This is a genomic window from Tessaracoccus zhenghani (assembly GCF_055326325.1).
Map to the genome: position 1 here is coordinate 557,186 of NZ_JBUZNQ010000003.1, position 11,766 is coordinate 568,951.

Here is an 11,766-nt window from a genome sequence, read left to right on the forward strand (position 1 = left end):
CTCAGAGGCCCAGGAAGGCACGCATCTCTTCGCAGGCGGCTTCGGCACGCTCCTGCGAGGGGAGCTCGCAGAAGATGCGCAGCAGCGGCTCAGTGCCGGAGAAGCGCGCGATGATCCAACCGTCCTCGAAGTACACCTTCGCGCCGTCGCGGTAGGACACGTGGACGACCTTCTCGGTGAATTCGGGGAGCTTCTTCTCCACCATGAGGGTGTTGAGGATCTCGGGCTTGCGCTCCTGCGGGAACTTGAAGTCGGTCTCCGCCATGTAGTGCGGGTCGAACTGGCCGGTGATCTCTTCGTAGATCTGGCTCATCGGCTTGCCCACCACGGCGATCATCTCGACGAGCAGCGCTGCCGCGTAGATGCCGTCCTTGCCGGAGATGTGGCCGCGCACGGTCAGGCCGCCGGAGGATTCGCCGCCGATGATGGCGTCGGTCTCGAGCATCTTGCCGGAGATCCACTTGAAGCCGACGGGCACCTCGTAGGACTGCTCACCGAACTGCTCGGCCACGTCGTCGAGGAGCGATGTGGTGGCCACGTTGCGCACGACGGCGCCCTTCCAGCCCTTGTACTTGAGCAGGTAGTAGTAGAGGATCACGAGCAACTGGTTGGGGTGCAGGAAGTTGCCCTTGTCGTCGATGACGCCGATGCGGTCGGCGTCGCCGTCCGTCGCGATGCCCAGGTCGCACTTGTTGTCGAGGACGTAGCGCTTGAGGGACTCCAGCGTCGCGCTGGTGGGCGACGGCATGCGGCCACCGAAGAGGGTGTCGTGCCTGTCGTGGATGACCTCGACGTCTGCGCGGGCCGTCATCAGGATGGTCTGGAGCGACGTCTTGGACACCCCGAACATGGGGTCCAGGGCGATCTTCAGGTTCGCCCTCTTGATCGCCAGCATGTCGACCTGCTCGACGATGGAGTCGATGTAGCCGTTGAAGGGGTTGATCTCGGTGATCTTCCCGGCGTCGAGTGCCTTCTCATAGGCGATGTGGCCGATGGCGTCCTCGCCTTCGCCCTCGAGCAGCCCCATCCGGCGTTCGACGTCCTGGGTGATCTCCTCGTCGGCGTCCTTGCCGCCGGCGGTGAACACCTTGATGCCGTTGTAGAGCGCGGGGTTGTGGGAGGCGGTGATGGCCATCCCGTAGGGCAGGCCCTGGTCCTTGACCGTCCACATGATCATCGGGGTGGGCGCCTGCGCCACCTTGATCACCTGCGTGCGGATGCCCTCGCCCGCGAACACCTCTGCGGCCCAGTGGGCGGCGACATCCGAGAGGAAACGGCGGTCATAACCGATCACGATGCCGGTGTCCGCAGCCCCTTCTTCCCTGATGCGCTGCGCGAGTGCCCCACACAGCAGTCGAACGTTGCTACGGATGAATTCGTCGCCGATGATCGCACGCCATCCGCCGGTACCAAACTTGATTCTCGCCACGACTTCACCCTAGACCCGCGCATCAGATGAGCCAGGAACAGTGCCCGGATTGCGAGCGAATGAACAGAAAGTGTGAACGTTCTAGGCCAGATCGATCAATTCGGCATAGTCATCGGTCCACAGGTCCTCCACGCCGTCGGGCATGATCAGCACCCGGTCCGGTTCCAGCGCATGCACCGCCCCCGGGTCGTGCGTGACCAGGACGACCGCCCCGGCATAGGTCCTGATCGCGTTGAGCACCTCGGCCCTCGACGCGGGGTCGAGGTTGTTGGTCGGCTCGTCGAGCAGCAGCACGTTGGCCGCGGAGACCACCAGCATGGCCAGCGCCAGACGGGTCTTCTCGCCGCCGGAGAGCACCTTGGCGGGCTTGGCCACGTCGTCGCCGGTGAAGAGGAAGGAGCCCAGCACCTTGCGCACCTCGGTGTCGCCGAGGTTGGGAGAGGCCGAGACCATGTTGTCCAGCACGCTGCGGTTGACGTCGAGCGTCTCGTGCTCCTGCGCGTAGTAACCCACCCTGGCGCCGTGGCCCAGTTCGATGCGGCCCGCCGTGGGTTCCTCCATGCCGCTGAGCAGCCGCAGCATGGTGGTCTTGCCCGCGCCGTTGAGGCCCAGGATGACGACCTTGGAGCCCTTGTCGATGGCCAGATCCACCGCGGTGAACACCTCCAGCGATCCGTAGGACTTGCTGAGGTTGAAGCCGCGCAGCGGAGTCTTCCCGCACGGGGCGGGCTCCGGGAAGCGGATCTTGGCCACCGCGTCCACCTGCCGTTCCCCCTCGACGGAGGCCAGGAGCTTCTCCGCGCGCTTCGCCATGTTCTGCGCCGCGACCGCCTTGGTGGCCTTGGCCCGCATCTTGTCGGCCTGCATCATCAGCTGGCCGGCCTTGCGTTCGGCGTTGGCGAGTTCCCGCTTGCGGCGACGCTCGTCGGTCTCGCGCTGCATGAGGTAGCGCTTCCAGTTCATCGAGTAGATGTCGAGCTCTGCCCGGTTGGCGTCAAGGTGGAAGACCTTGTTCACCACCGCGTCGAGCAACTCCGTGTCGTGGGAGATCACGATGAGGCCGCCGGCGAACCCCTGGAGGTAGCTGCGCAGCCAGACGATGGAATCCGCGTCCAGGTGGTTGGTGGGCTCGTCGAGCAGGAGGGTGTCTGCGTCGGAGAAGAGGATGCGGGCCAGTTCGATGCGGCGGCGCTGGCCGCCGGACAGGGTCTTGAGGGGCTGCGCCAGGATCCGGTCCGCCAACCCGAGGTTGGCCGCGATGCGGGCGGCCTCGGACTCGGCGGCGTAGCCGCCGGCCGCGACGAAGGCGGCCTCGGCCCGGCTGTAGGCCTCCATGGCGTCGTCGCGCACGCGACCCTCCGCGGTGGCCATGCTCTCCTCGGCCTTGCGCATCCGGCGCACCACCACGTCGAGGCCGCGGGCGCCGAGCACCCGGTCACGGGCCAGCTGCTCTGGGTCGCCTGAGCGTGGGTCCTGCGGCAGGTAGCCGAGTTGACCGGCGCGGGTGACGGCGCCGGCGGCCGGCTGGCCCTCTCCGGCCAGGATCCTGGTGAGGGTGGTCTTTCCGGCACCGTTGCGGCCGACGAGGCCGATCCGGTCACCGTTGATCACCTGGAAGCTCACCGGGGACAGTAACAAACGCGCTCCCGCGCGCACTTCGACGTCCTTTACCTGCAGCACCTGCCCAGTCTTCCCCGCCGGACCCGGATCGGCCAAACCGGATGCGCAGAACTGTCGCGTGGAGTTTGGCCATCCGGGACGGTCACTGTTCAATGGCAGCGTCATTGCGTCCCAGCCGAGGAGACCACCACCATGCGCAGGCCCCTTCGACACTTCGCTGCGGCCACCGCCGTGGGGCTAGCGGTACTGCTGGCGACCGCATCCCTTCCCGCGCTCGGTGAACCGACGGCGCCCGCCGGCACGCCCCGGCACGAGGCCAAGTGGTTCGTGGAACTCACCTCGCAGCCGACGACCTCCGGCGGTAGCGGGGCCGCCGTCGCACGCCAACAGGGCAGCTTCCGCGACACCGTGCGCCGCGCCGTGCCGGACGCGGTGATCGGCCGGACCTACCAGAGCCTGTTCAACGGCTTCTCCGTGCGGGCCGACGCCGCGGACATCGCGCAGGTGGCCGAGCTGCCCGGCGTCCGGGCCATCTATCCCGTCTTCCCGGTCTCCGCCCCTGAGGCGCGGTCAGCCACGCCCAGCGCGGTCTCACCGCTGGAGGTGACCGGGGCCGCCGCCGCGCAGTCCGCCCTCGGGCTCACGGGCGAGGGCGTCAAGGTGGGGATCATCGACTCGGGCATCGACCTCGACCACCCGGATCTGGGCGGCAACGGCGTGCCCGGCGGCACCGCCTTCCCCTCGGCCAAGGTGGCGCACGGCTACGACTTCGTCGGCGACGACTACGGTTCCGGCCCCGCCGTGCCGGATGCACGCCCCGACGACTGCGCCGGCCACGGCACGCACGTGGCCGGCATCGTCGCTGCGGACGGCGGAGTGACGGGGGTGGCCCCGAAGGCCACGCTGGGCGCCTACCGGGTGTTCGGCTGCAGCGGCGGGACCGACACCGCCGTCATCCTGGACGCGATGGAGCGGGCGCAGGCCGACGGCATGGACGTGGTCAACCTCAGCCTCGGCGCGTCCTTCCAGGCCTGGGCGCAGTACCCGACGGCCGCTGCGGCGGACCGGCTGGCGGCCTCGGGCGTCATCGTCGTGGCGGCCATGGGCAACGACGGTGCGAACCTCGGCCAGTCGCTGGGGGCCCCGGCCAGCGGCCGGGATGTCATCGCCGTCGCCGCCTTCGAGAGCAACACCACTCCCCCCGCTGCCTGGTTCTCCTCCTGGGGACTGGCCGCCGACCTCGAGCTGAAGCCCGACATCGGCGCCCCCGGCGTCGGCATCTATTCCACCGTGCCGCTCGGGGACGGCAACCCGTACGCGGCGATGTCGGGCACCTCGATGGCCTCCCCCCACGTGGCCGGCGCCGTCGCGCTCCTGATGCAGGCCCACCCCGGTCTCACGGCGACGCAGGCGCTGACCCGGCTGCAGAACACCGCCTCACCGGCGCAGTTCCCCTCTTCCTCGGTGTCGACCGCGCTGGACCCCATCCAGCGCCAGGGCGCTGGGCTCCTCCGCGTCGACAAGGCGGCGGCGGCTGAGGCGCTGGTCACGCCGTCGAAGATCTCGGCGGGAGAGGGAACGGACGGCCCGCACACCACCACGCTCACCATCTCCAACCCGACGACCTCCGCGGTGACGTGGACCCCCAGCCTCGCCCATGCCACCACCACGCGCCCGGTCCCGCAGTCCGGCAACACCCAGAACACGCTGCTGTACGGCACCCAGCGCGCCCGCGTCACGTTCGGCCGGGGCTCGATCACGGTCCCGCCCCGGGGAACCGCGCAGCTCACCGTCACCGTCGACGCGCCGTCCGACGGCGTGGAAGGCACGGTCTACGGCGGGTTCGTGGTACTCACCCCCGATGTCGGCGAGGCACGACGCGTGCCGTTCGCGGGGATGGCCGGGGACTACGGGAACGTCGACCTGCTCGGTTCCATGAACCGTGGCCTCACCACCCTGGCCCATGCCACGTGCGAGTCGCGGTGGGACTCGATCTGCCTCGACGAGAAGCCGGCCTGGCAACCGGCCACCGGTGACGTCGCCTACCATCCGGCCGATCTCCCCGCAGTGGCCGTGCATCTCGCCTACCCCACGCTCAGCATGGTCGTGTCCGTCTACCGGGCCGACGCCCTGGGCCGCCCCGTCGAGGCGAGCCGCCAGAACCTGTTGAGCTGGAACCGCATGGGCCGCTCGGAGCAGGTCTCCCTCTACTTCTGGGACGGCATGGTGGCCTCCCCGACCGGCCCCACGTCCGCGCCACCGGGCGACTACGTGCTGCGGGTCTCCGCAGAGGCGCCCGACGGCGACGGTCGGGTCCAGCACTGGACCTCCCCCGCCTTCACCTGGGGCGAGCAGGCGGCCCCCATCCCCGCCCCGACGCCCACCGTGGTCCCGTCGCCCACGGCGACCCCGACGCCCACGGCGACCCCGACGCCCACGGCGACCCCGACTCCCACGGCGACCCCGACGCCGACGCCGACACCCACGGTGACCCCGACCCCCACGATCACGCCCACCGTGCTCCCGACCCCCACGACGACGCCCACCGTGCTCCCCACCCCCACGATCACGCCCACCGTGACCCCGACCCCCAGCTCGTCGCCAACGCCTCCGGCGGAGCCCAGCCCAGCGCCCTCCGTCGTGCAGAGCCCCCCGTCGACCGCTCCGAAGCCCCCCGCGACCACCCCGCCGGCGAAGAAGCCGTTCCTGCGCACCGCCCCCTACACCCAGGCGGGCACGCACCTCTTCAACGGCCGCCGGTGGTTCACCTCGTGTGAGCCCTATTCCGCGACCGAGCGCTGCCGCACCGACATCTGGGCCACCGTGGTGGTCATCGAGGACGGGGAGTTCGTCAGGAGGGACGGCTGGGCGTTCAACAACCTGACGTACCTGCCGCTCATGACGCGCGCGGCCTGGGGAGCCAACCCGCTGGCCCACTACGACATGGAGGGTTTCGCCTCCGGCGGCCGACAGTGGCGCACCGAGTGCGACACCGCCCGCACGGGCCGCGGCGCCTGCCGTTCGTACACGCTGACGACGGTGTACGCAGCCACTCCCGGAGCAACCGGCGGTTACGCGTTCACGCAGAGCAGCCAGTGGGTGTTCAACAACATCGTCATGTTCAGCTGACCGGCTCGATCAGTTCGGGACCCTCGGTCCCCACCTTGTTCACCGCCCGCGACACCTTCCGGTGCCCCATGTCCAGCGGTGCGGTCAGCATCGCGACGGCGGCCTGCGCATCTGTGAAACCGGGGTCGAGCCAGTCGTCCCAGCTGTCGCGCGGCACCACCATGGGCATCCGGTCGTGCACCCACCCCAACTCGTCCGTCGCCTCGGTGGTGATGATGGTGGTCGTCGAGAGCCAGCCGTCCGGCCCCTTCCAGAACTCGTAGAGGCCGGCCATCACCATCAGCCCGGACGGCGGGCTGAGGAAGTACGGCTGCTTGACGGGCTTCTTCTCCCCCGCCACGTCCTCGGAGCGCCATTCGTAGTAGCCCAGGGCCGGGAGGAGGCAGCGGCGAGCGGCGGCGGCCTTCCGGAACGACGGCTTCTCGGCGACCGTCTCCACCCTGGCGTTGATCAGCCTCGCGCCGCCGTCGGGCGACTTCGACCAACTCGGCACCAGGCCCCACTTCAGCGGCACCAGCTTCCTGGTGACCCCGTCGTCCTCCGCCCTGTCGACGACGGCGGGCACCACGTCGGTGGGTGCGATGTTGAAACGGGGCGTGGCCACCTCGGCCATCTCCTCGTCGATGAAGGAGATCTCGAACTCCTCCACCAGCTCACTGGGATGAGCCGTCGCTGCATACCGTCCACACATGACAGCAAGGCTAGTAGGGTTGCTCCATGAGTCTCTTGCGATTCGTAGCCCGAAGCCTGTTCGCCAGCTACTTCATCTCAGAAGGTGTCAAGGCGGTCACCAAGCCTGCCGACACCGCGCCAGATGCCGAAGCGTTCACCCACACCTTCACCCCGCTCGTGCAGCGCATCGTGCCGGCCGACCTTGCGTCCTACGTGCCCGAGAAGGCCGAGACGTGGGTGCGCATCTCCGGCGTGGTCCAGATCGTGGGCGGCGCCATGTTCGCCACCGGTATCGGCCGTCGTCTCGGCGCAGCCATGCTCGCCAAGGCCAGCGTCCTGAACCTCGCCATCTCCATGCCCGGCAAGCAGGCCACCAAGGAGGCCAAGGAGCATGCGCGCCCGGAGATGCTGCGCAACGCGGCCCTCCTCGGAGCCGCGGTGCTCGCCACGCAGGACCTGCAGGGCAGGCCCAGCCTCGGCTGGCGTTCCGCGCACGCCGCCAAGGTCACGGAGAAGAAGGTCTCCGCCCTGAGCAACGACGTGAGCCGGAAGGCCCGGAAGCAGGCGAAGAGGATTGGTAAGAAGCTCGAGGCTGTCACTCCTTGACCAGCCATTCGCTTCCCTCCGCCTCCTCCCCCGTCATCGGGGAACTGATCGTTCCCGGTTCCAAGTCGGAAACCAACCGCGCCCTGGTTCTTGCTGCCCTCGCAGACGGGCCCAGCACGCTTCGCGGCGTGCTCGACTCGCGTGACTCGCAGCTGATGATCGACGCGCTGCGCGCGCTCGGCGTTTCCCTCGAGGCCCGGGGCGACGCGCTGCGCGTCACCCCACCGGTCCGTTTCCGCGGTGCAGCCGACATCGACTGCGGCCTGGCAGGAACCGTCATGCGCTTCGTGCCGCCCATCGCGTTGTTGGCGGACGGGCCCAGCTCCTTCGTGGGAGACCCGCACGCCTCGGAGCGCCCCATGGGGCCCCTACTTGACGGTCTGCGCCAGCTCGGCGCCATCATCTCGGCGGATGCCATCCCGTTCCGGATGGTGCCGCCCGCGTCGCTGGGGTCAGAGGCGGTGATCGACTCCTCCGGGTCCAGCCAGTTCGTCTCCGGCCTGATGTTGATCGGCGCGCTGCTGCCGCAGGGGCTGACCATCCGCCACACCGGGAGCACGCTGCCGTCACGTCCGCACATCGCCATGACCGCGCAGATGCTGCGCGACCGGGGTGTCGCCGTCAGCGAGCCTGACGAGCGCACCTGGGTGGTGGCACCGGGCAGCATCCAGGCCCGCGACACCACCATCGAGCCGGATCTCACCAACGCCTCGGTGTTCCTCGCGGCGGCCGCGGCCACCGGCGGGCAGGTGACCGTGCCCGGCTGGCCGCAGCAGTCGCTGCAACCGGGTGCCCTGTTCCTGGAGGTCGCCGAACGCATGGGCGCCACCGTCGAGCGTCACGGGGACAAGGTCACCGTGACCGGCCCCTCGCAGCTGCAGGGGATCGACGTTGACCTCACCACCGCGTCGGAGCTGACACCGTCCATCGCCGCGCTGGGGGCCCTGGCAGAGGGCACCACCCGCGTACGCGGCGTGGCGCACATCCGGGGCCACGAGACGGACCGCCTCGCTGCGCTGGTTTCGGAACTCCGCAAGCTCGGCATCCGGGCCGAGGAGACCGACGACGGCCTCACCATAGAGGGCGGCACCGGGCTCAACCGGGCCGAGATCGAGACCTACGCCGACCACCGGATGGTCCACTTCGCCGCCCTGGTCGCGCTGAAGCAGCCCGGCATCACCGTGACGGACCTGCAGTGTGTCTCCAAGACGATGCCGGCCTTCCCGCAGGACTGGGCGAGGCTGGTCGGTTGAGCAGCCGCTGGGACAAACACGACCGCGACGTCGAGGACTTCGACAGGCCTCGTCGCCGCACCCGTCCCCGCACCAAGGAGCACCCGGACTACTCGGCGCTCCCCGTCGCCCGGGTGATCTCCGTGGACCGCGGGCGCTACCGCTGCCTGCTGGAGGGCCGTCCCGTCACCGCGGTGCGTGGCCGCCTCATCAACCGCAAGGGCGGCATCATCGTCGGCGACAACGTCCGCCTCGACGGCGATGTCACCGGCGACGAGGGCAGCCTCAGCCGCATCGTCGAGGTGATCGAGCGCTCCACGGTGTTGCGCCGCAGCGCCGACGACGCGGATTCCTTCGAGCGGCCCATCGTCGCCAACGCCGATCAACTGTTCATCGTGACCGCGCTGGCTGATCCGCCTCCGCGGACGGGCATGATCGACCGCATCCTGGTGGCGGCCTTCGACGCCAAGATCAGGCCGGTCCTGTGCCTGACGAAATCAGATCTCGCCTCGCCGGACGAACTGAAGCGTGCCTACGAGCCGCTCGGCGTGCCCATCGTCGTCACGGAGCCGGACGCGGACCTGACGCAGATCCGGGAGGCCATCCAGGGCAGGGTGACTGTGTTCGTGGGCCACTCGGGCGTGGGGAAGTCGACGCTGGTGAACCGGCTCATTCCTGACGCGAACCGCGCCACGGCAGAGGTCAGCGAACTCACAGGCAAGGGCCGCCACACCTCCACCTCCGCGGTGGCGATGGAGGTCCCCGGCGGCGGCTGGATCATCGACACCCCCGGCGTGCGCTCGTTCGGCATCATGCACGTCTCCCCGGAGTCGCTGGTGGGCGCCTTCACGGACCTCAGGGAGTTCGCCGAGGACTGTGCGCGGGGCTGCAAGCACGAGACAGGGGCCGTGGACTGCGCGTTCGACGATGCCGTGGCCGACGGTCGGCTCTCCCAGGAGCGGCTCGCGTCCTTCCGCCGGATGGAAGCGGCGTTCATCTAGCGGTTGCCGCTACGGTGGTGCCATGGCACAGACTAAGGACCTCACGGACGACGTGCGCCTCGCGCATCTCATGGCCGACGACGCCGACTCGCTCTCGATGAGCAGGTTCAAGGCGCTGGACCTCCAGGTCCGGTCCAAGCCGGACGCGACCCCGGTCACAGAGGCGGACACCGCCGTCGAGGAATCCATCCGCCGCACCCTGGCACGCACCCGGCCCCGCGACGCGGTGCACGGCGAAGAGTTCGCCGACAGCGGCGACTCGCCGCGGCGCTGGATCATCGACCCCATCGACGGCACCAAGAACTACCTGCGCGGCGTACCGGTCTGGGCCACGCTCATCGCGCTCGAGGTCGAGGGTCACATCGTCGCCTCCGTCGTGTCGGCGCCCGCCCTGGGGCGGCGCTGGTGGGCGACGCTGGGTGGGGGCGCCTACACCGGCCGCTCCATCCTCAACGCCACCGAACTGCGGGTGAGCAAGGTGGAGGACATCGCGGACTCGTCGTTGTCCTACTCGGACATCGCGGAGTGGGTCGATTCAGGCAAGGGCCAGGGATTCATCGACCTCATGCGCGAGTCATGGCGCACCCGCGCCTACGGCGACTTCTGGAGCTACATGCTGGTGGCCGAGGGGTGCGTCGACGTGGCGGCGGAGCCGGATCTGGAACTGTACGACATGGCGGCGCTCGACATCATCGTGCGCGAGGCCGGCGGCCGCTTCACGAACCTGAGTGGCGAGGACGGCGTGAAGGGCCCTGGTGCACTCGCCACCAACGGGCTCCTCCACGACGCCGTCCTCAGCTACCTCAGCTGATCAGAGCACGCGGACGCGCAGCGTCTCGTCGAGCGCCTCGAGTTCGGAGAGCAGCCCGTTGACATCCGCCGCGGCGATGTCGGTGATGGCGTAGCCCAGCGCACCCTTCGTCGACAACGTCTGCGACAGGATGTTGATGTCGTGCTTGGCCAGCAGGGAGTTCAGGCGGGCCATCACGCCGGGCACGTTGTGGTGCAGGTGCACGATGCGACGCTCGCGCACCGGACCTGCCGCGACCTCCGGCAGGTTGACGCTCATCGACGTGGAGCCGGCGTTCTGGTAGTCGTTGATCTTGCCGGCCACGTAACGGCCGATGTCCTCCTGCGCCTCCTGCGTGGAGCCACCGACGTGCGGGGTCAAGATCACGTTGCTGAGGCCCTGCAGCTTCGAGACGAAAGGCTCGTCCTTGCTCTTGGGTTCCGTCGGGTAGACATCGACGGCAGCGCCGGCCAGATGCCCGGAGACCAGCGAGTCGTGGAGCGCGTCGAGGTCGACGACGTGACCGCGGCACAGGTTCAGGAACAGCGAGCGGGGGCGCATCTTGGCGAACTCCTGCGCGCCGAACAGGTCCTTGTTCTCCGAACGGCCGTCCACGTGCACCGAGATCGTCTCGGCCTGGGCCAGCAGGGCGTCGAGGCTCTCGACGCGCCGGGCGTTGCCCAGCGCGAGCCTGTCGGCGACATCGTAGAAGAGGACCCGCATGCCCAGCGCCTCCGCGACGATCGACAGCTGCGAGCCGATGTTGCCGTAGCCCACGATGCCCAGAGTGCGGCCACGCACCTCGTGCGAACCGATGGCGGACTTGTCCCAGACACCGTTGTGCATGTCGCGGTTGCGGTCCGTCAGCCTCCGCGCCATCGCGATGATCTCGCTGATGGCGAGTTCGACGACCGAGCGGGTGTTGGAGTAGGGCGCGTTGAACACGGCGACACCGAGCTCCGTGGCGGCCTCGAGGTCGATCTGGTTGGTGCCGATGCAGAAGGCGCCGATCGACTTCAGCTGGGGCGCCGCGTCGAGCACCTTCCGGGTGACATGGGTGCGCGATCGGATGCCGAGGTAGTCAACGCCGTCGAGCGCCGCGACAAGGTCGCGCTCTGCGAGGGCGCCGGGGCGGAGCTCCACCTCAAAGCCCTTGGCTTCGAGGGACTTCACGGCGTCTTCATGGATGTTCTCAAGGAGGAGTGCCTTCACGATGGGACACTTTACGCGCCCGCACCCGTGGAGGTCGCGCCCGTCCAATCAGCCATGAGCGAATCGCCCCGTCCT

At 69.1% G+C, this 11,766-nt stretch carries 9 protein-coding genes; 5 read left to right on the forward strand and 4 right to left on the reverse strand.

All coding sequences use genetic code 11. From position 1 onward, the window contains the following. Position 1: 1 nt before the first annotated feature. A complete protein-coding gene (locus tag ACZK4S_RS09745) occupies positions 2 to 1,429 on the reverse strand; it encodes a phosphoglucomutase/phosphomannomutase family protein (RefSeq protein ID WP_076059342.1) in 1,428 nt (475 codons plus the stop codon). A gap of 81 nt (positions 1,430 to 1,510) precedes the next feature. Then, positions 1,511 to 3,109: a ribosomal protection-like ABC-F family protein gene (gene abc-f / locus ACZK4S_RS09750; RefSeq protein WP_076059345.1), complete on the reverse strand. Its 1,599-nt coding sequence runs from the start codon at positions 3,107 to 3,109 to the stop codon at positions 1,511 to 1,513. Positions 3,110 to 3,241: 132 nt separating this feature from the next. Here abc-f and ACZK4S_RS09755 point away from each other — a divergent pair, with 132 nt between their 5' ends. Next, a complete protein-coding gene (locus tag ACZK4S_RS09755) occupies positions 3,242 to 6,178 on the forward strand; it encodes a S8 family serine peptidase (RefSeq protein WP_463644102.1) in 2,937 nt (978 codons plus the stop codon). Here the strand turns inward: ACZK4S_RS09755 and ACZK4S_RS09760 are convergent. Beyond that, positions 6,171 to 6,869, reverse strand: a complete 699-nt coding sequence (locus ACZK4S_RS09760; RefSeq protein WP_076063208.1) for an SOS response-associated peptidase — start codon at positions 6,867 to 6,869, stop codon at positions 6,171 to 6,173. The two genes, ACZK4S_RS09755 and ACZK4S_RS09760, sit on opposite strands and share 8 nt — an antisense overlap. 26 nt (positions 6,870 to 6,895) lie before the next feature. Between ACZK4S_RS09760 and ACZK4S_RS09765 the strand changes: the two genes are divergently transcribed. The 4 genes from ACZK4S_RS09765 to ACZK4S_RS09780 are packed head-to-tail and all read left to right on the forward strand — an operon-like array spanning position 6,896 to position 10,500. Further along, entirely contained in the window at positions 6,896 to 7,456 is a 561-nt protein-coding gene (locus ACZK4S_RS09765) for a DoxX family protein (protein ID WP_182766566.1), read from the forward strand. Next, complete coding sequence (gene aroA, locus ACZK4S_RS09770) at positions 7,453 to 8,709, forward strand: 3-phosphoshikimate 1-carboxyvinyltransferase (protein ID WP_076063213.1); 1,257 nt, start codon at positions 7,453 to 7,455, stop codon at positions 8,707 to 8,709. Before ACZK4S_RS09765 ends, aroA begins: the two co-directional genes overlap by 4 nt. Beyond that, complete coding sequence (gene rsgA / locus ACZK4S_RS09775; protein ID WP_076063215.1) at positions 8,706 to 9,689, forward strand: ribosome small subunit-dependent GTPase A; 984 nt, start codon at positions 8,706 to 8,708, stop codon at positions 9,687 to 9,689. The genes aroA and rsgA overlap by 4 nt, the downstream gene beginning before the upstream one ends. 22 nt (positions 9,690 to 9,711) lie before the next feature. After that, the gene (locus ACZK4S_RS09780) at positions 9,712 to 10,500 is read left to right on the forward strand and encodes an inositol monophosphatase family protein (RefSeq protein WP_076063217.1); all 789 of its coding nucleotides are present in this window, start codon (positions 9,712 to 9,714) and stop codon (positions 10,498 to 10,500) included. Here ACZK4S_RS09780 and serA read toward each other — a convergent pair whose 3' ends face one another. After that, positions 10,501 to 11,691, reverse strand: a complete 1,191-nt coding sequence (gene serA / locus ACZK4S_RS09785; protein ID WP_076063219.1) for a phosphoglycerate dehydrogenase — start codon at positions 11,689 to 11,691, stop codon at positions 10,501 to 10,503. Positions 11,692 to 11,766: the final 75 nt, after the last annotated feature.